Here is an 18,753-nt window from a genome sequence, read left to right as displayed (position 1 = left end):
CCGCCGTCGGGACGGCCGCCGGCACAGCGACTCGATTGTGGCCTCCTGCCCCCAGCTGGGCCTCACCCACCTCCGGCTGGACCACCTTCGTCGCACACGCCGCCGCCCAGGCGGACTGACCCAGGCCACCCGGACCCCCTGTAGCCTTCACGCCGACCCCGGTTTTCCGGAAGACTGCTGCAAGGTTTCGGCAACGGAGGTGGGCGCGTGGCCCAGGAGAACATCAAGAGCAAGGTGACCATCACCGAGATCGCCCGGCAGGCCGGGGTCTCGGTGCCCACTGTGTCGCGTGTCGTCAACGGCCGCTCCGACGTGTCGCCGGAAACCCGGGCCCGGATCGAGGACCTGCTCAGACACCACGGCTACCAGCGCAAGTCCTCCCCGCCGGGCGGCCGGGCGGTTCTCATCGACCTGGTCTTCAACGACCTCGACAGCCCCTGGGCCGTGGAGATCATCCGCGGGGTGGAGGAGGTCGCGCACGCCTCGGGTGTGGGCACGGTGGTGTCCGCCATCCATGGCGCGTCGGGCTCGGCGCGGCAGTGGATGACCAATCTGCGTACCCGCGCCTCGGACGGGGTGATCCTCGTGACCTCCGTCCTCGAACCCCGTATGCACGAGGAGCTGCGGCGGCTCGGTGTTCCGATCGTCGTCGTCGACCCGGCGGGTTCGCCGTCCCTGGACGCGCCGACCGTCGGCGCGGCCAACTGGGCGGGCGGCATGGCCGCGACGGAACACCTGCTCGGCCTCGGCCACCGCAGGATCGGCCTCATCGCCGGGCCCCAGCGGTTGCTGTGCTCGCGGGCCCGGCTCGACGGTTACCGCGCGGCTCTCGAAGGCGCGGACATTGCGGTCGACGACGCGTTGATCGTGCCGGGCGACTTCTACCACGCGTCCGGCTTCGACGGCTGCAACGCCCTGCTCGACCTGGACGAGCCGCCCACCGCCCTGTTCGCCGCCAGCGACCAGATGGCGCTCGGCGCGATCGAGGCGTTGCGGTGCCGAGGGCTCCGGGTGCCGGAGGACCTGAGCGTCGTGGGGTTCGATGACCTGCCGGAGGTCCGCTGGTCGGCGCCACCGCTCACCACGGTGCGCCAACCTCTCGCGGACATGGGCAAGTTGGCGACCCGTACGGTGCTGCGGCTCGCCGCGGGCGAGGAGCCCGTCTCCCCCAGGGTCGAGCTCGCCACCGAGCTCGTCGTACGGGCGAGCACGGCGCCGTTGGCCCGGCATGTCCGACGTGCCGGAGCTGTTCCTGACGAACCTGCTGGGGCGCCGGCCATTCCACCCCGGTCTCAATAACTCCGATATTTGTCAGGAGCGTTGACATACCCGCCACCGCGCCCGTAACTTCCGTGCGCACTTGACCGATAATTTTCGGGCTCTCTTCCGGAAGGTGTGCGATGCGAGCGTTGGGCAACACCTCACTCTCCCGCCGCGGGTTCCTGGCGGCCTCCGCGGCGACCGGCCTGGGGACGGCCGCCCTGAGCGCGTGCGGTTCCTCGGACGGCGGGAACAGCTCCGGCAAGACGGAGATCGAGTGGTGGAACATCACCACCACCCAGCCCGCGAAGAAGCTGTGGGCCCAGCGGGCCAAGGAGTTCGAGGCCGCGCATCCCGACGTGAAGATCAAGATCGTGACGCTGGAGAACGAGGCGTACAAGTCCAAGATGACCGCGCAGACCGCCTCGGGGAAGCTGCCGGACATCTTCCACACCTGGGGCGGCGGTGTGCTCAAGCAGCAGATCGACGCCGGTCTGGTCGAGGACCTGACGGACAAGGTCTCCTCCTGGACGAAGGACTTCCTGCCCGCCTCGGTGGCGCCGTTCCGGTTGGACGACAAGATGTACGCCGTCCCCTTCGACGTCGGCATGGTCGGCTTCTGGTACAACAAGGCGCTCTTCAAGCAGGCCGGCATCGACACCCCGCCCACCACCTGGTCCGGCTACCTCGACGCCGTCAAGGCCCTCAAGGACGAGGGGATCACGCCCATCGCGCTGGCCGGCAAGGAGAAGTGGCCGGGCATGTACTACTGGGCGTACCTCTCGATGCGGGTCGCGGGCCTCGAGGCCATGCAGAAGGCCGCCGACGACGCCGACTTCACCGGCGAGGACTTCGTCAAGGCCGGCGCGCACGTCGAGGAACTCGTCGCCCTGAAGCCCTTCCAGAAGGGCTTCCTCGGCGCCGCCTACTCCACGCCCACCGGTGAGGCGGCCGCGGTGGGCAACGGCAAGGCGGCCATGGAGCTGATGGGCCAGTGGGCGCCGGTCGTCCAGGCGGATGCGGGCAAGGGCCTCGGCAAGGACCTCGGCTTCTTCTCCTTCCCCGCCGTGGAGGGCGGCAAGGGCGCGCTCACCGAGGTGTTCGGCGGGAGCAACGGCCACGCGGTGCGCAAGGGGGCGCCGGACGCCGCGTTGGAGTTCCTGAAGTTCTTCGCGGAGAAGGAGTTCGCGGAGAAGCTCGTCAAGGAGACCGGTCTTGTGCCGGTGTCCAAGGCCGCGCAGGGTGCGTTGACGGACCCCAACCTCATTGCCGTCTCGGACGCGCTCGGCGACGCCACCGGCTTCCAGCTCTACCTCGACCAGGCCTACGCCCCCGCGGTCGGTCAGGAGATCAACGACAGCGTCGCCGCGCTCATCGCGGGCTCCAAGTCGCCCGAGCAGGTGACGCGTTCGGTCACGCAGGTCGCCAAGAGCGAGGGCTAGCGGCCGTCGATGACTCACTCGACCTCGACCTCGGCCTCGACCGCATCGGCATCGGCGTTCGCGCCGGGGACCGGCAAGTCCCCTGGCGCGGCGCCCGAGTCACCCGTACCGGCGACCCGGCCGTCCGCCCTGCACCGCCTGCGCGCCTGGTTCTCGGCCTTCGTCTTCACCGTCCCGGCCCTCGTCCTGTTCGGCCTGCTCGTGCTGGTGCCGATGGGCTACGCGTTCTACATCAGCTTCTTCAACTGGGGCGGATTCGGGACGCCCACGGACAGCGTGGGGTTCGACAACTACACCCGGCTCTTCGACGATCCGGTCTTCCTGGGCGACCTGTGGCGCGGGTTCCTGCTCATCGCGTTCTCCATCGTCCTGCAGCTGCCGTTCGCGCTCGCCATGGCCGTGCTGCTCAACCAGAAGCTGCGCGGCCGGGCCGTCTACCGGATGCTGTTCTTCGCGCCGTACATCCTGTCCGAGGTCATCACCGGCGTGCTGTTCAGCATGATCTTCGCGCCGGACGAGGGGCTCGCGGACAAGGTCCTCGACGCGGTCGGGCTCGCCGGTCTGGGCGGGGACTGGTTCGCGGGCCAGGACACCGTGCTGCCCACGCTGTTCCTCGTCATGACGTGGAAGTACTTCGGCTTCCACATGATGCTCTACCTGGCGGGCCTGCAGGGCATCCCGGCCGAGCTGCACGAGGCGGCGCGCATCGACGGGGCGAGCACATGGCAGCGCTTCCGTCACATCACGCTGCCGCTGCTCGCGCCGACCCTCCGGATCAGCGTCTTCCTGGCCGTGATCGGCGCCATCCAGCTCTTCGACCTGGTGTGGGTGATCACGGCGGGCGGTCCCGACCACGCCTCCGAGACCATGGTCATCAGCCTCTTCCAGTACGGCTTCAAGCGCTACCAGATGGGCTACGCCAGCGCCATCAGCGTGGCGATGTTCCTGATCAGCCTCGTCTTCGCCCTCGCCTACCAGCGCTTCGTGCTGCGCCGCGACACCGAAGGAGCCATCACCACCATGCGAGGTAACCGATGAGCGCGGTTGCGAAGACGAGCGCGCCGAAGACGAACGTGCCCAAGAGCGTCGTACGCCGCCGGAGGCTCCGCGCCATCCCCGTGTACGTGATCCTGTGGCTGGTCGGAGTGTTCATGGTCACTCCGCTCCTGTACGCCCTCGTCTCCGGCTTCAAATCGACCGGCCAGCTCTCCAGCAACACCTTCGGCCTTCCGGATCCGTGGGTGACCTCGAACTACACGTCACTGCTCGGCTCGGGCGCGTTCTGGCGGTCCATCGGCAGCAGCACGTTGATCGCTCTGGCCACCGCCCTGCTGACGGTGGGGGCGGCGGCGCTCGCCGCGTACGCGCTGGCCCGGTTCGCCTTCCGGGGAAGGGAGTTGCTGTTCACCCTGTTCACGATGGGGCTGATGTTCCCCTTCGCGGTGGCGATCCTGCCGTTGTTCATCCTGCTGCGCTCCTTCGGGCTCCTCGACAACCCGTGGGGCGTGATCCTGCCCCAGGCGGCCTTCGGCCTGCCCATGACGATCGTCATCCTGCGCGGCTTCTTCCGGGAGATACCCGGGGAACTGGAGGAGGCCGCGACGATCGACGGCTGCTCGTCCTTCGGTTTCTTCTGGCGCATCCTGCTGCCGCTGGCACGCCCGGCGCTCGGCACGGTCTCCGTCCTCGCCATCGTGGGGAGCTGGAACAACTTCCTGCTCCCGCTGCTCGTCTTCAGCGAACCCACCTGGTGGACGATCCCGGTCGGCATCCAGCAGTTCCAGGGCCAGTACGCCTCCGATGTGGCCCGCATCTTCGCGTACCTGGTCCTCGCCATGGCACCCGCCCTGGCCTTCTACGCGGTCGCCGAACGCCAGCTGATCGGCGGCATCACACTCGGCGCGACCAAGGGCTGACCCGAACCATGGCGGACGAATCCCCTAGATCCCCTTACGGATGTGAGGAGTTACATGATCCACCCTTGGCAGGACCCCGCTCTGCCCGCAGGCGTCCGCGCCGCCGATCTGCTCGCCCGCATGACCCCACAGGAGAAGATCGCGCAGCTCTACGGCGTCTGGCCCGGCTCGAACGAGACCCCGGGCGGGGACATGGCGCCGCTGCAGCACGCCCTGTCCGAGGACGTGGACCTCACCGAGGTGCTCCCCGACGGCCTCGGCCAGCTGACCCGCCCCTTCGGCACGTCACCGGTCGAACCGGCCGAGGGCGTCGCCCGTCTGGCCTCCCTCCAGGAACGCGTCCGCGGCGCGAACCGCTTCCGGCTGCCCGCCCTCGCGCACGAAGAGTGCCTCACCGGCTTCGCGGCCTGGCAGGCCACGATCTTTCCCACGCCGCTCGCCTGGGGCGCGAGCTTCGACCCGGCCCTGGTGAAGGAGATGGCGTCGGCGATCGGGGCCTCCATGAAGTCGGTCGGCATCCACCAGGGGCTGGCTCCCGTTCTCGACGTCGTACGGGATCCGCGCTGGGGCCGCACGGAGGAGTCGATCGGCGAGGACCCCTACCTCGTGGCGACCGTCGGCACCGCGTACGTCCAGGGACTTGAGGAGGCGGGCATCGTCTCCACGCTCAAGCACTTCGCCGGGTACTCCGCCTCGCGCGGCGCCCGCAACCACGCGCCCGCGTCGATCGGCCCGCGCGAACTGGCGGACGTCCTCCTGCCGCCGTTCGAGATGGCCCTGCGGGACGGCGGCGCACGGTCCGTGATGGCGGCGTACAACGACATCGACGGGGTGCCCGCGCACGCGGACCGCCGACTGCTCACCGAACTCCTCCGGGAGAACTGGCAGTTCACGGGAACCGTCGTCTCCGACTACTTCGGCGTGTCCTTCCTGGAGACGGCGCACCAACTCGTGGACTCCCCGGCGGGAGCGGCGGCGCTCGCGCTCGCGGCGGGAGTGGACGTGGAACTGCCGGCGGTTCGCTGCCTGGGGTCGGGGCCCCTCGACGAGGAACTGGTGGACCGGGCCGCGCTGCGCGTTCTGACGCAGAAGTGCGAGCTGGGGCTTCTGGATCCCGACTGGACGCCGCCCGCGGCACCATCCGCTCCGGTCGATCTCGATCCACCCCACATGCGGGTACTGGCACGGCGGTTGGCGGAGGAGTCGGTCGTCCTGCTGTCCAACGACGGCACGCTGCCGCTCGCCCCCGAAGTACGGCGGATCGCGGTCCTCGGCCCGCTCGCCGACGACCCGGCGGCCATGCTCGGCTGCTACACGTTCCCCCGCCACGTCCTCCTGGACCACCCCGAGGTCCCGATGGGGGTCGCCGTGCCGACGCTGCTCGAAGCGCTGCGCGCGGAGCTGCCGGACGTGGAGTTCGTGGACGATCCGGTGGCTGCCGAGCTGTGCGTGGTCGCGGTCGGCGACCGGTCGGGGCTGTTCGGGCGCGGCACGTCGGGCGAGGGCTGCGATGCGGCGGACCTCGAACTGCCCGAGGGGCAGGGCGCGTTGCTGGACAAGGCGCTGGCATCCGGAACGCCGGTCGTCCTGGTCGTGCTCTCGGGCCGCCCCTATGCGCTCGGACGCTGGGCGGACCGGTGCGGCGCGGTGGTGCAGGCGTTCTTCCCCGGCGAGGAGGGAGGGCCCGCGGTGGCCGGCGTACTGTCGGGGCGCGTCAACCCGTCCGGGAGGCTCCCCGTGAGCGTGCCGCGCGACCCCGCGGGGCAGCCCTGGACGTATCTCGCCCCGCCGCTCGGACAACGCGGAGGGGCCAGCAGCCTCGACCCCACGCCGCTGTTCCCGTTCGGACACGGGCTGTCCTACACGACGTACGACTGGCAGCAACCGTCGGTCGACGCCGGCGCGTTCCCGACGGACGGCGAGACCACGCTTCGCCTGACGGTGCGCAACACCGGGAAGCGGCCCGGCGCGGAGGTCGTCCAGCTCTATCTCCACGACCCGGTCGGCAAAGTGGCCCGCCCGGTGTCCCGCCTGGTGGGCCATGCCCGCGTGCCGCTGGAGGCGGGGGAGTCGGCGGAGGTCCACTTCACGTTTCCGGCGGACCTGGCCGCGTACACCGGGCCGGACGGCAACCGGATCGTCGAACCCGGAGAGCTGGAGCTGCGGCTGGCCGCGTCCTGCGCCGGGGGAGATGTGCGGCATGCGGTACCGGTCACACTGACCGGGCCGGAGCGGGTGGTGGGCCGGGAGCGGCGGATGCGGTGCGAAGTACGGGTGAAGTGAGAGGGCCCGGCGGTGCGTCGTTTCTCCCTGTTCCGGCTCGTCCTTCCCGCGTTCTCCGGGGAGGCGCCTTCCCGGCGGGAGAGAGGAGGGGACGAGGCATGGCCGTCGCGGGCTCGGCCGCCGCCTCGTCCGAAGGTTTCCGAATGTTGCGGAGAAAGCGTCGAACGTTCCCGGATTATTGCTGTGAAAGGCCTTCGTGGAGTGAGTGAACACGAATACGATCGCGTGCCATGACGCGCTCGAATCCCGCCGTAGCCCAGTCCTCCACGCTCGCCGAGATCGCCCGAGAGGCAGGTGTCTCGGCTCCGACTGTTTCGAAGGTGCTCAACGGCCGTGCCGATGTGGCACCGGCGACCCGTAGTCGCGTCGAGGAGCTGCTGCGCCACCACGGTTATCGGCGGCGCCGGGCCGAGGCGTCCCGTTCGCCCTTGATCGACCTGGTCTTTCACGAGCTGGAGAGCGCTTGGGCGATGGAGGTCATCCGGGGCGTCGAGAACGTCGCGCGGGACGAGGGACTGAGTGTGGTGCTCTCCGAGAGCGCGGGCCGCCTCACCCCGGGACGCACCTGGGCCGACCAGGTCGCGGCCCGCCGGCCGCACGGTGTCGTACTCGTGCTGAGCGGGCTCGACGAATCCCAGCGGGCGCTGCTGACCAGCCGCTCCATCCCGTTCGTGGTGATGGACCCGGCCGGCGACCCTGGCGACGACGTGCCGTCCGTCGGGGCCACCAACTGGCAGGGCGGCCTTGCCGCCACCCGCCATCTCGTGGACCTCGGCCACCTGCGGATCGGGGTGATCAGCGGGCCTTCACGGATGATGTGCAGCCGGGCGCGCCTCGACGGCTACCGGGCCGCGCTGGAAACGGCCGGGCTGCCCGTGGACCCCTCGCTGATCCGCACGGGTGACTTCCACCACGATGCCGGCTATCGCTGCGGGCTCGAACTGCTGAAGCTGGCCGACCGGCCGACGGCCGTCTTCGCGGGCAACGACCTTCAGGCACTCGGGCTGTACGAGGCCGCCCGTGAGCTGGGGCTGCGCGTGCCCGAGGACCTCAGCATCGTCGGCTTCGACGACCTGCCGGTGGCCCGCTGGGTGGGCCCGCCGCTGACCACCGTGCGCCAGCCGCTCACGGAGATGGCCGAGGCGGCGGCCCGGCTCGTCCTCGACCTGGGGCGCGTCGAGCGGCCGACGACGGCGACGAGGGTGGAACTGGCGACGAGTCTGGTGGTGCGGAGCAGTACGGCGGTTCCCACGGCGTAACGGCCGGTCGCGAGGCGTGTCGGGGCCATGTCAGAGGCGTACCGAAACTTTCGAAAATCCGGGAGAAAGCCAACGAAATATGAGAGTTTCCTCAGTAAAACCGGTTAGGGGTTTCCGCTCGTAACAATTCGGACTTACGTTCCTCTCTGTGAGCGGAGACGGCGAAGGCGGAACCGACGGTGACAACGACTACGGCGGCGGCGTCGGCAGCCGTGTCGGCCGGCGCTCACGGCTGCTCAAGGCCACGGGCATCGCGCTCGGTTGCGCGCTCACCCTCTCGCTCGCCGGGGCGGCATGGGCGTACTGGCACCTGAACCGCAACATCGACAGCGTCGACATCAACAGCGCGCTCGGCGACAACCGCCCGGCGCGCGCCATGGTGACGCCGGACGGCTCGGCCTCCCCGCTGCCGAGCGGTGCGCTGAACATCCTGGTCCTCGGCTCGGACTCGCGCAGCGGCGAACGCAACGCCACGCTCGGCGGGGGCGGCGAGGGCGACGGCGCCCGCTCCGACACGGCGATGGTCGTCCACATCGACGAGGGCCGTGCGGGCGCGACGATCGTGAGCATCCCGCGCGACACGCTCGTCACGCGCCCGGCCTGCCCGCGGGAGTCGGGCGGTTCGACGTCGGTGGCGTACAACGCGATGTTCAACAGCGCGTACTCCGTGGGCGGTCCGGTCTGCGCGGTCAAGACGGTGGAGTCCATGACGAACGTCCGCATGGACCACTACATAGAGATCGACTTCGCCGGTTTCGCAGACCTGGTGGACGCGCTCGACGGCGTCACGGTGACGACGGACGAGGACATCTCCGACGAGGACAGCCACCTCGAACTGGAGGCGGGCACCCACCACCTCGACGGCGAACAGGCCCTCGCCCTCGCCCGCACCCGCCACGGCATAGGGGACGGCAGCGACCTCGGCCGCATAGGCCTGCAGCAAACCCTGGTCAAGGCCCTGCTCGACCAGATCTCCGCCACCGACCTCCTCACCAACCCCGCCAAGCTCTACAACGTCGCCGACACCCTCACCGACAGCCTCACCACGGACACGGGCCTCGACTCCCTGACCGAGCTGATGAGCCTGGGCCGCAGCCTCCAGAGCCTCTCCTCGGCGGACACCACCACGGTGACGATGCCGGTACTCCCGGCGCCCTTCGACCGCAACCGGGTGGTCGCGGACGAGCCGGAGGCGGGGGAGCTGTGGGAGTCGCTGAAGTGAACGGCCTCTGACAGGCGGGGAGTTCCCCGTGGAATGCGCGCGCGGGCGCGGGACGTTCTGGGAGACATGACGACTGATCAGCGAACGATCACCAACCCGGCCGCTCTCCACGACCCGACACCGCTCGCCTACAGCCACGCCGTCTCGGCACCCGGCCAACTCGTCTTCCTCGCCGGCCAGTACGCCTCCGACGCCAATGGCGCCCCTGTTCCCGGCGACTTCGCCACCCAGGTAGACCTCGCCCTCGACCGGCTGGGGTCAGCGCTGGAGGGCGTCGGCCTCGGATACGAACACGTCGTCCGCCTCGGCACCTTCATCGTCGACCACGACCTCGACAAGCTGAAGATCCTCGGCAAGGCGCTGCACGCCCGCTTCGGCGACCGACTGCCGGCCCAGACACTCAGCGGGGTAGCCTCCCTCGCGCTGCAAGGGATGTTGTTCGAGGTGGACGCGGTGGCGGTACGGCCGTAGACATGGAGTTCTTCTGCTACCACCGCGACCGGCCCGGCTCCCTCAAGCTGCGCAATGAACTACTGGAAGACCACTGGTCCTACATGGACGCGTACGAGACGCAGCTGATCGCCCGCGGCCCGACCTTCGCCGACGACGGCGAAACGCCCACCGGCAGCGTGCACATGGTCGACCTGCCGGATCCCGCGGCCGCCCGCGCGTTCGCCTTCGACGAGCCCAACCACCAGGCCGGCGCATACCGGGACGTACTGCTGCGCCGTTGGCGCAACCTGCTGGGCCGCACGATATGGGGCTTCCCCGGCGGCCGGGCGGGCGGCAACCACTACCTGGTGCTCGGCCTCGGCTCGGGCCCTGCCGCCGACCTCGCGGTCCCGCCCGACGAGGACGAGCTGATCGCGTACGGGCCCCTGCTGTCCGATGACGACACCACCTGGCTGGGTACGGCGGCACTGCTCCGGGCCCCGGACCCGGACACGGCACGCGCCGTCCTGACTGCGGACCGGTACGCCGATATCGAGGTCCACGACTGGGACTTCGGCGGGCGGAGGTAAGAGTTCGCCGACTGACGAACGCCCTGCCCGAGGGCTGAGCGCCTTGGCCGTACGACCCGTGGGTGATCTGATGGTGTGGCGTGAGACCAGAGTCGACAGACCAGCCGACAGACCCCGCAGGCCCGGCCCTCGGCGGCGCCGCTGAAGGCGACGCCCAGCGCACCATCGAAACCGTCTTCCGCATCGAGTCGCCCCGCATCATCGCCGGTGTCGCCCGCATCGTGCGCGACGTCGGCATCGCCGAGGAGCTTGCGCAGGACGCCCTGGTCGCCGCGCTCGAGCAGTGGCCCAGGGACGGTGTGCCGGACAACCCCGGGGCCTGGCTCACGGCCACGGCCAAGCACCGGGCGATCGATCTCGTGCGGCGGCGGGAGCGGTACGCGCGCAAGCTGGCGGAGATGGGCCGCGACCTGGAGACATCCGCGCCGCACGGCCACGTCGACGAACCGTCCGACCCCGACGACATCGACGACGACCTGCTGCGGCTGGTCTTCACCGCCTGCCACCCGGTCCTGCCCGCCGAGGCCCGCATCGCCCTCACTCTGCGCCTGCTCGGCGGCCTGACCACCGCAGAGATCGCCCGCGCCTGCCTCGCCCCGGAGGCGACGATCGCCCAGCGCATCGTCCGCGCCAAGCGGACGCTCGCCGCGAAGGGGGTCGCCTTCGAGGTTCCGTACGGGCCGGAGCGCGAGGCCCGGCTCGGGTCCGTACTCGAGGTCATCTACCTGATCTTCAACGAGGGGTACGCGGCCACCGCCGGCGACCACTGGCTGCGCCCGGCGCTCTGCGAGGACGCGCTACGACTCGCCCGCGTACTGGCCGAGTTGATGCCGAAGGAACCCGAAGTGCACGGCTTGGCCGCGCTGTTGGAACTCCAGGCGTCACGCTCGGCCGCGCGTACCGGGCCGTCCGGCGAGCCGATTCTGCTGGCGGACCAGAGCCGGTACCGCTGGAACCGCATGCTGATCCGCCGCGGTTTCGCCGCCCTCGCCCGCGCCGAGTCGGTCGCCACGGGCGGCGGTCCCGGGCCGTACGTCCTCCAGGCCGCCATCGCCGCGTGTCACGCCCACGCCTACACGTACGAGGAGACCGACTGGAACCGGATCGCCACGCTGTACGGCCTCCTCGCCGCCCGGACCCCGTCCCCCGTCGTCGAGTTGAACCGCGCGGTCGCCGTCTCCATGGCCGAGGGCCCCGAACCGGCCCTCACCATCGTCGACGCCCTGGCCGCCGAACCCGCCCTGCGCGACTACCACTTGCTCCCCAGCGTGCGCGGCGACCTGCTGGCCCGCGTGGGGCGTATGGCCGAGGCGCGGGCCGAGTTCGAGCGGGCGGCGTCGCTCACGCGCAATGAGCGGGAGCGGGGGCTGTTGCTGGCGCGGGCCGCGGAGTGCTCAGGGCTCGACGCATAGCCGCCCGGCCAGCAGGCGGACGTGCGGGGACGGTCAAGCCGCCGGCCGCCCCATCGCCCGGTACGTCCAGCCGGCCGCCCGCCACACCGCCGGGTCCAGTGCGTTGCGCCCATCCAGCACAAGCCGTCGCGACACGGCCTCACCCAGCACCGCCGGATCCAGCTCCCGGAACTCACTCCACTCGGTGAGATGCAGGACGACATCAGCGCCCCGTACGGCCTCGATGGCGGAATCGGCGTACGCAAGCGTCGGAAAGAGCCGCCGCGCGTTCACCATCCCCTTCGGGTCGTACACCGTGACCTGCCCGCCCTGAAGATGGATCTGCCCCGCGACATTCAGCGCGGGCGAATCCCGTACGTCGTCCGAGTCCGGCTTGAACGTGGCGCCCAGCACCGCGACCCGCTTCCCGAGGAACGAGCCACCCCCCAGCGCCTGACGCGTCAGCTCCACCATCTGCCCGCGCTGCCGCATGTTGATGGAGTCGATCTCGCGCAGGAAGGTCAGCGCCTGATCGGCCCCCAGCTCGCCCGCCCGCGCCATGAACGCCCGGATGTCCTTCGGCAGACACCCGCCACCGAAGCCGATCCCCGCGCGCAGGAACTTCTTCCCGATCCGGTCGTCGTACCCGATCGCCTCCGCCAGCTTGGCGACGTCACCGTCCGAGGCCTCACACACCTCGGCCATGGCGTTGATGAACGAGATCTTGGTGGCGAGGAACGAGTTCGCCGAGGTCTTCACCAGCTCGGCGGTCGGGAAGTCCGTCACCACGAAGGGCGTGCCCTCGGCCAGCGGCGTCGCGTACACCTCGCGCAGCAGCTTCTCCGCGCGCTCGCTGCGCACACCGGCGACGATCCGGTCGGGGTGCAGCGTGTCCTTGACGGCGAAGCCCTCGCGCAGGAACTCGGGGTTCCAGGCGAGTTCGGCGTCCTCACCGGCGGGCGCGAGTTCGGCCAGCGTACGAGCGAGCCGGTCCGCGGAGCCGACGGGCACGGTCGACTTGCCGACGACCAGGGCAGGGCCCTTCAGATGCGGGGCGAGCGAGGTGAAGGCGGCGTCGACGTACGACATGTCACAGGCGTACTCGCCATGCTTCTGCGGTGTGTTCACGCAGACGAAGTGGACGTCACCGAACTCCGCGACCTCGGCCCAGTCCATCGTGAAGCGCAGCCGCCCGCTGGCCCCCTCGATCCCGGCGACATGCTTGCGGAGCAGCTCCTCCAGGCCGGGTTCGTAGATCGGGACCTCGCCTCGCTGGAGCATCTCGATCTTCTCTGGGACGACATCGAGGCCGAGCACCTCGAAGCCGAGTTCGGCCATGGCCGCGGCGTGCGTGGCGCCGAGGTAGCCGGTGCCGATCACGGTGATCTTCAGGGCCATGGGTGCTCCAGTAAGCAGGTGTCGGCGCATCAGCGCTGTCGTTGAGGGGTGGTGGTCGGGTGACGGGTGGGAGGGCCGGGTGCGCTGCCTGAGCATAGTCGGGGGTGGCTTGCCGCTCGTCGGGCAACTCTGCGTTGCCGTCCCCCGTTGTCGTTCCGTTGCCGTTCCCGGTTTCCTGATATCCCCGCTGTCGCCAAGCTCACGTATCACTAGCGTGAGCAGGGCTCTAAAATTTGAGTTACTTAACGGTAATTAGCGTCGTTGGAGCGTGAGATACCTTGGCCGGATCGGCTGAATTCGACCTGTACCGCCCGTCCGAGGAGCACGACATGCTCCGCGATACGATCCGCGCCCTCGCGGAGGCGAAGATCGCGCCGTACGCCGCCGCGGTGGACGAGGAGTCCCGCTTCCCGCAGGAGGCCCTGGACGCCCTGGTCGCCTCCGACCTGCACGCCGTCCACGTACCGGAGAGCTACGGCGGCGCGGGCGCGGACGCGCTGGCCACGGTGATCGTGATCGAGGAGGTGGCCCGCGTCTGCGCCTCCTCCTCCCTGATACCGGCCGTGAACAAGCTGGGCTCGCTCCCGGTGATCCTTTCCGGCTCGGAGGACCTCAAGAAGAAGTACCTGGGCCCGCTGGCCGCCGGCGACGGGATGTTCTCGTACTGCCTCTCCGAGCCGGACGCGGGCTCGGACGCGGCGGGCATGAAGACGAAGGCGGTGCGGGACGGCGACTCGTACGTTCTCAACGGCGTGAAGCGCTGGATCACGAACGCGGGCGTGAGCGAGTACTACACCGTCATGGCGGTGACCGACCCCACGAAGCGTTCGAAGGGCATCTCGGCCTTCGTGGTCGAGAAGTCCGACCCCGGGGTCTCCTTCGGCGCACCGGAGAAGAAGCTCGGCATCAAGGGATCGCCGACGCGCGAGGTGTACCTGGACAACGTCCGCATTCCCGCCGACCGCATGATCGGCGAGGAGGGCACGGGCTTCGCGACGGCGATGAAGACCCTGGACCACACCCGCATCACGATCGCGGCCCAGGCGCTGGGCATCGCCCAGGGGGCGTTGGACTACGCCAAGGGCTACGTCCAGGAGCGCAAGCAGTTCGGCAAGGCGATCGCCGACTTCCAGGGCATCCAGTTCATGCTCGCCGACATGGCCATGAAGATCGAAGCCGCGCGTCAGCTGACGTACGCGGCGGCGGCGAAGTCGGAGCGCGGTGACGCGGACCTGACCTTCCAGGGCGCGGCGGCGAAGTGCTTCGCGTCGGACGTGGCGATGGAGGTCACGACGGATGCGGTGCAGCTGCTGGGTGGGTACGGCTACACCCGCGACTACCCGGTGGAGCGCATGATGCGCGACGCAAAAATCACACAAATCTACGAGGGAACGAACCAGGTCCAGCGCATCGTGATGGCGAGGAACCTGCCGTAACGGCTGGTCAGCGGACCTTCGAAGGGCGCCCGTTTAGTGGACGCCCTTCACTGGTCTCACCTCAGCCGCCCACATACTCCGCCAGGTGCTCCCCGGTAAGCGTCGACCGCGCCGCGACGAGGTCGGCCGGAGTGCCCTCGAAGACGATCCTGCCGCCGTCGTGGCCGGCGCCCGGGCCCAGGTCGATGATCCAGTCGGCGTGGGCCATGACCGCCTGGTGGTGCTCGATGACGATGACCGACTTGCCGGAGTCGACCAGGCGGTCGAGGAGGCCGAGGAGTTGCTCGACGTCGGCGAGGTGGAGGCCGGTGGTGGGCTCGTCGAGGATGTAGGTGCCGCCCTTCTCGGACATGTGGGTGGCCAGCTTGAGGCGCTGGCGCTCGCCGCCGGACAGGGTGGTGAGCGGCTGGCCGAGGGTGATGTAGCCGAGGCCGACGTCGGCGAGGCGGTCGAGGATCTTGTGCGCTGCGGGCGTACGGGCCTCGCCGGTGCCGAAGAACTCCTCGGCCTCGGTCACCGACATCGCGAGCACCTCGCTGATGTCGCGCCCGCCGAGGCGGTACTCCAGGACCGAGGCCTGGAACCGCTTCCCCTCGCACTCCTCGCAGGTGGTGGCGACGGTGGCCATCACCCCCAGTTCGGTGTAGATGACGCCGGCGCCGTTGCAAGTGGGGCACGCGCCCTCGGAGTTGGAGCTGAACAGCGCCGGCTTCACGCCGTTGGCCTTCGCGAAAGCCTTGCGGATCGGGTCGAGCAGTCCGGTGTACGTCGCCGGGTTGCTGCGTCGCGAGCCCTTGATCGCACCCTGGTCGATCGACACCACCCCCGCGCCCGTGGGGATCGACCCGTGCACCAGCGAACTCTTGCCGGATCCGGCGACGCCGGTCACGACGGTCAGCACGCCGAGCGGGATGTCGACGTCGACGTTCTGCAGGTTGTTCGCCGTCGCGCCGCGGATCTCCAGCGCGCCGGTGGGCTTGCGCACGGTCTCCTTGAGGGCGGCCCGGTCGTCGAGATGGCGGCCGGTGATGGTGTCGCTGCCCCGAAGCCCCTCGACGGTGCCCTCGAAGCAGACGGTGCCGCCCGCCGTGCCGGCGCCGGGGCCGAGGTCGACGACATGGTCGGCGATCGCGATCGTCTCCGGCTTGTGCTCCACGACGAGCACCGTGTTGCCCTTGTCCCGCAGCCGCAGCAGCAGGTTGTTCATCCGCTGGATGTCGTGCGGGTGCAGACCGATGGTGGGCTCGTCGAAGACGTACGTGACGTCCGTGAGCGAGGAGCCGAGGTGGCGGATCATCTTCGTACGTTGTGCCTCGCCGCCCGACAGCGTGCCCGCCGGCCGGTCGAGCGAGAGGTAGCCGAGGCCGATCTCCACGAACGAGTCGAGGGTGTGCCGCAGCGTGCCGAGCAGCGGCGCCACCGACGGCTCGTCGAGGCCGCCCACCCACTTGGCCAGGTCGCTGATCTGCATCGCGCAGGCGTCGGCGATGCTGATCCCCTTGATCTTCGACGACCGGGCCGCCTCGCTGAGCCGTGTGCCGCCGCACTCGGGGCAGGCGGTGAAGGTGACCGCCCGGTCCACGAACGCCCGGATGTGCGGCTGCATCGCCTCCCGGTCCTTGGACAGCATCGACTTCTGCAGCTTCGGGATCAGACCTTCGTACGTCAGGTTGATGCCCTCGACCTTGATCTTGGTCGGCTCCTTGTAGAGCAGGTCGTGCAGCTCGCGCTCGGTGAACTCGCGGATCGGCTTGTCCGAGTCGAAGAAGCCGCAGCCGCTATAGATACGGCCGTACCAGCCGTCGGCGCTGTAACCGGGAACGGTGAACGGGCCTTCGCTCAGCGACTTGCTGTCGTCGTACATAGCGGTCAGGTCGAAGTCGGTGACCCGGCCCGTACCGTCGCAGTTCGGGCACATGCCGCCGGTGATCGAGAAACTCCGCCGCTCCACGGTCTTGCCACTGCTGCCCTCGATCGTGACCGCGCCCTTCCCGCTGATCGAGGCGACGTTGAAGGAGAACGCCTGGGGCGAGCCGATGTGCGGCTTCCCGAGCCGGCTGAACAGGATGCGCAGCAGCGTGTTGGCGTCGGTGGCGGTGCCGACCGTGGAGCGGGAGTTGGCGCCCATCCGCTCCTGGTCGACGATGATCGCGGTGGTGAGACCGTCGAGTACGTCGACGTCGGGCCGGGACTGGTTCGGCATGAAGCCCTGGAGGAAGGCGCTGTACGTCTCGTTGATCATCCGCTGCGACTCGGCGGCGATCGTGGCGAACACCAGCGAGCTCTTGCCCGAGCCGGAGACGCCGGTGAACACCGTCAGCCGGCGCTTGGGGAGCTCGACGCTGACGTTCTTGAGGTTGTTCTCGCGGGCGCCGTGCACGCGGATCAGATCGTGGCTGTCGGCGACGTGCGGCGCAGGCGACTGCGTGCCCGTGCTTGTGGCCCTGTTCATCGTGTCTCCGTCTTCTGTTGAACCCCTGAGGGGGCTTCTGCCGGGCGCTCCGCCTGCGCGGTCTCCGTCGGCGTCGCCCGGCTCGATCTGATCGGCTTTCTGGCAGTACGTCTGGTTCTACTTCGTCGGCCCGGTGCACGGCAACGGATCGCCGTAAACCGGCCGGCGGCCGTCGCGGATCAGCGTCGGACGGCTCATTTCAGCTCGTTGATGCGGACCATGTTGCCCGCGGGATCGCGGAAGGCGCAGTCGCGGACGCCCCATGGCTGCTCGGTCGGTTCGTGCACGATCTCGGCGCCGCCATCCTTCAGCCGGGAGAAGGTTCCGTCGAGGTCGTGGGTAGCCAGGGTGATGAAGCCGTACGTCCCCTTGGCCATCATCTCGGTGATGGTGCGGCGCTCGTCGTCCGTGGTGCCGGGGGCCATGGCCGGCGGCTCCAGGACGATGGACGTGCCGGGCTGCTCGACGGGGCCGACCGTGATCCAGCGCATCGTGCCCTGTCCGACGTCGGCGCGGACCTCGAAGCCGAGGATGTCGCGGTAGAAGGCCAGGGAGGCGTCCGGGTCGGTGTGCGGGAGGAAGCTTGCGTGAAGAGTGATGTCCATGCCGTTCACGCTAGGAGCGGCCTGGTGGCCTGCGCTTCTCCATTCCTGACCGGTTGGGTCTCGTCGCCGGTTTCGCTGAGCGGCTCGACCTGCCATGGGAAACTGGCCGGGTGAAAAGGCAGGATCTCGACGACCTCGTCCGGCTGCGGCGGGCCCGCGACCGCATGGACCGCGACTACGCCGAACCGCTCGACGTCCCGGCGCTGGCGCGGGACGCCCTGATGTCGGCGGGCCACTTCTCCCGCAGCTTCCGCGCCGCCTACGGAGAGACCCCGTACAGCTATCTGATGACCCGCCGCATCGAGCGCGCCAAGGCGCTGCTGCGGCGCGGCGACCTCTCGGTGACCGAGGTCTGCTTCGCGGTCGGCTGTACGTCGCTGGGGTCGTTCAGCTCGCGCTTCAGCGAACTGGTCGGCGAGAGCCCGAGCGCCTACCGGGCCCGTAACCATGACGACGGCGCCGCCATCCCGGCCTGCATCGCCAAGATCCACACACGACCGGTCAGGAATGGAGAAGCGCGCCCCGCAGCCCGGTCGTAGCGTGAACGGCATGGACATCGGACTTTCCTCATGCTTCATCGCCGTCGACGACCACGACAGGGCGATCGCCTTCTACCGCGACGTACTGGGCCTCGAAGTACGCAATGACGTCGGCTTCGAGGGGATGCGCTGGGTGACCGTCGGCTCGCCCACCCAGCCGGACGTGAACATCGTCCTGGAACCGCCCGCCGCCGACCCGAGCACCTCACCGGCCGACAAACAGGCCCTGGCGGAGCTGATGGCCAAGGGGCTGCTGCGGGGCGTCATCTTCGTGACGGACGACGTCGACGCCGCCTTCGAGCGCATCAGCGGTGCGGGCGCCGAGGTGCTGCAGGAGCCGATGGACCAGCCCTACGGCGTCCGCGACTGCGCGTTCCGCGACCCCGCAGGCAACATGCTGCGTTTCAACCAGCCCCGCAAGGAGTGAGCTCGGCTCCGCGAGAAGTGTGCTCTTGAGGGGCCTTGGCGGGCTTTGTGGTGGATTGTTGGCGTCCGCCGGATGGCGCGCGGTGGGCGGTAGGCGTACCA

16 protein-coding genes are annotated in these 18,753 nt (G+C 69.6%); 13 read left to right on the top strand and 3 right to left on the bottom strand.

Features of this window, described 5'->3' with window-relative positions; genetic code table 11:
• Window positions 1-207: 207 nt before the first annotated feature.
• The 10 genes from ABD357_RS18435 to ABD357_RS18390 all read left to right on the top strand — a co-directional run bounded on the left by ABD357_RS18435 (window position 208) and on the right by ABD357_RS18390 (window position 11,816).
• Complete coding sequence (locus ABD357_RS18435; RefSeq protein WP_344391381.1) at window positions 208-1,299, top strand: LacI family DNA-binding transcriptional regulator; 1,092 nt, start codon at window positions 208-210, stop codon at window positions 1,297-1,299.
• A gap of 110 nt (window positions 1,300-1,409) precedes the next feature.
• Window positions 1,410-2,702 carry an extracellular solute-binding protein gene (locus tag ABD357_RS18430; protein ID WP_344391582.1) on the top strand — a complete coding sequence of 431 codons (1,293 nt, stop codon included), beginning with the start codon at window positions 1,410-1,412 and terminating at the stop codon, window positions 2,700-2,702.
• A 9-nt stretch (window positions 2,703-2,711) separates the two neighbouring features.
• A complete protein-coding gene (locus ABD357_RS18425) occupies window positions 2,712-3,740 on the top strand; it encodes a carbohydrate ABC transporter permease (protein ID WP_344391379.1) in 1,029 nt (342 codons plus the stop codon).
• A gap of 113 nt (window positions 3,741-3,853) precedes the next feature.
• Window positions 3,854-4,618 carry a carbohydrate ABC transporter permease gene (locus tag ABD357_RS18420; RefSeq protein ID WP_344391581.1) on the top strand — a complete coding sequence of 255 codons (765 nt, stop codon included), beginning with the start codon at window positions 3,854-3,856 and terminating at the stop codon, window positions 4,616-4,618.
• Between the two features lie 54 nt (window positions 4,619-4,672).
• Window positions 4,673-6,901 carry a beta-xylosidase/alpha-l-arabinosidase gene (locus tag ABD357_RS18415; protein WP_344391377.1) on the top strand — a complete coding sequence of 743 codons (2,229 nt, stop codon included), beginning with the start codon at window positions 4,673-4,675 and terminating at the stop codon, window positions 6,899-6,901.
• A gap of 230 nt (window positions 6,902-7,131) precedes the next feature.
• Window positions 7,132-8,160 carry a LacI family DNA-binding transcriptional regulator gene (locus ABD357_RS18410; RefSeq protein WP_344391376.1) on the top strand — a complete coding sequence of 343 codons (1,029 nt, stop codon included), beginning with the start codon at window positions 7,132-7,134 and terminating at the stop codon, window positions 8,158-8,160.
• Between the two features lie 148 nt (window positions 8,161-8,308).
• Window positions 8,309-9,382 (top strand): LCP family protein, encoded by a 1,074-nt coding sequence (locus ABD357_RS18405; protein WP_425584915.1) that lies wholly within the window; start codon window positions 8,309-8,311, stop codon window positions 9,380-9,382.
• A 66-nt stretch (window positions 9,383-9,448) separates the two neighbouring features.
• Window positions 9,449-9,853 carry a RidA family protein gene (locus tag ABD357_RS18400; RefSeq protein ID WP_344391374.1) on the top strand — a complete coding sequence of 135 codons (405 nt, stop codon included), beginning with the start codon at window positions 9,449-9,451 and terminating at the stop codon, window positions 9,851-9,853.
• A 2-nt stretch (window positions 9,854-9,855) separates the two neighbouring features.
• Window positions 9,856-10,404 carry a YciI family protein gene (locus tag ABD357_RS18395; RefSeq protein WP_344391372.1) on the top strand — a complete coding sequence of 183 codons (549 nt, stop codon included), beginning with the start codon at window positions 9,856-9,858 and terminating at the stop codon, window positions 10,402-10,404.
• Between the two features lie 80 nt (window positions 10,405-10,484).
• Window positions 10,485-11,816, top strand: a complete 1,332-nt coding sequence (locus tag ABD357_RS18390) for an RNA polymerase sigma factor (RefSeq protein WP_425584914.1) — start codon at window positions 10,485-10,487, stop codon at window positions 11,814-11,816.
• A 33-nt stretch (window positions 11,817-11,849) separates the two neighbouring features.
• Here the strand turns inward: ABD357_RS18390 and ABD357_RS18385 are convergent, their stop codons facing one another.
• Window positions 11,850-13,193 (bottom strand): UDP-glucose dehydrogenase family protein, encoded by a 1,344-nt coding sequence (locus tag ABD357_RS18385; protein ID WP_344391369.1) that lies wholly within the window; start codon window positions 13,191-13,193, stop codon window positions 11,850-11,852.
• Window positions 13,194-13,471: 278 nt separating this feature from the next.
• Here ABD357_RS18385 and ABD357_RS18380 point away from each other — a divergent pair, with 278 nt between their 5' ends.
• Window positions 13,472-14,629 carry an acyl-CoA dehydrogenase gene (locus ABD357_RS18380; protein WP_344391367.1) on the top strand — a complete coding sequence of 386 codons (1,158 nt, stop codon included), beginning with the start codon at window positions 13,472-13,474 and terminating at the stop codon, window positions 14,627-14,629.
• Between the two features lie 61 nt (window positions 14,630-14,690).
• Here the strand turns inward: ABD357_RS18380 and ABD357_RS18375 are convergent, their stop codons facing one another.
• Both ABD357_RS18375 and ABD357_RS18370 read right to left on the bottom strand, forming a co-directional pair.
• Window positions 14,691-17,081: an ATP-binding cassette domain-containing protein gene (locus tag ABD357_RS18375; protein ID WP_344391366.1), complete on the bottom strand. Its 2,391-nt coding sequence runs from the start codon at window positions 17,079-17,081 to the stop codon at window positions 14,691-14,693.
• A 194-nt stretch (window positions 17,082-17,275) separates the two neighbouring features.
• Complete coding sequence (locus ABD357_RS18370) at window positions 17,276-17,686, bottom strand: VOC family protein (protein ID WP_344391365.1); 411 nt, start codon at window positions 17,684-17,686, stop codon at window positions 17,276-17,278.
• Between the two features lie 164 nt (window positions 17,687-17,850).
• Here ABD357_RS18370 and ABD357_RS18365 point away from each other — a divergent pair, with 164 nt between their 5' ends.
• Together ABD357_RS18365 and ABD357_RS18360 are read left to right on the top strand one after the other, a co-directional pair.
• Window positions 17,851-18,225, top strand: a complete 375-nt coding sequence (locus ABD357_RS18365; RefSeq protein ID WP_344391577.1) for a helix-turn-helix transcriptional regulator — start codon at window positions 17,851-17,853, stop codon at window positions 18,223-18,225.
• 10 nt (window positions 18,226-18,235) lie between these two features.
• Entirely contained in the window at window positions 18,236-18,652 is a 417-nt protein-coding gene (locus ABD357_RS18360) for a VOC family protein (protein ID WP_344391364.1), read from the top strand.
• The last annotated feature ends 101 nt before the right edge of the window (window positions 18,653-18,753 follow it).

It is taken from the genome of Streptomyces vastus (assembly GCF_039532825.1).
Taxonomy (GTDB): domain Bacteria; phylum Actinomycetota; class Actinomycetes; order Streptomycetales; family Streptomycetaceae; genus Streptomyces; species Streptomyces vastus.
The sequence above is the reverse complement of the archived record's forward strand: the minus strand, read 5'-3'. Positions and strand labels throughout refer to the sequence as shown.

Excerpts from the sequence above, each read along its gene's own strand:
- ABD357_RS18360 (WP_344391364.1), top strand. The coding sequence starts at position 18,236 with ATGGACATCGGACTTTCCTCATGCTTCATCGCCGTCGACGACCACGAC.
- ABD357_RS18420 (WP_344391581.1), top strand. The coding sequence starts at position 3,854 with ATGGTCACTCCGCTCCTGTACGCCCTCGTCTCCGGCTTCAAATCGACC.
- ABD357_RS18415 (WP_344391377.1), top strand. The coding sequence starts at position 4,673 with ATGATCCACCCTTGGCAGGACCCCGCTCTGCCCGCAGGCGTCCGCGCC.
- ABD357_RS18410 (WP_344391376.1), top strand. The coding sequence starts at position 7,132 with ATGACGCGCTCGAATCCCGCCGTAGCCCAGTCCTCCACGCTCGCCGAG.
- ABD357_RS18400 (WP_344391374.1), top strand. The coding sequence starts at position 9,449 with ATGACGACTGATCAGCGAACGATCACCAACCCGGCCGCTCTCCACGAC.
- ABD357_RS18365 (WP_344391577.1), top strand. The coding sequence starts at position 17,851 with ATGGACCGCGACTACGCCGAACCGCTCGACGTCCCGGCGCTGGCGCGG.
- ABD357_RS18395 (WP_344391372.1), top strand. The coding sequence starts at position 9,856 with ATGGAGTTCTTCTGCTACCACCGCGACCGGCCCGGCTCCCTCAAGCTG.
- ABD357_RS18425 (WP_344391379.1), top strand. The coding sequence starts at position 2,712 with ATGACTCACTCGACCTCGACCTCGGCCTCGACCGCATCGGCATCGGCG.
- ABD357_RS18370 (WP_344391365.1), bottom strand. The coding sequence starts at position 17,686 with ATGGACATCACTCTTCACGCAAGCTTCCTCCCGCACACCGACCCGGAC.
- ABD357_RS18375 (WP_344391366.1), bottom strand. The coding sequence starts at position 17,081 with ATGAACAGGGCCACAAGCACGGGCACGCAGTCGCCTGCGCCGCACGTC.
- ABD357_RS18385 (WP_344391369.1), bottom strand. The coding sequence starts at position 13,193 with ATGGCCCTGAAGATCACCGTGATCGGCACCGGCTACCTCGGCGCCACG.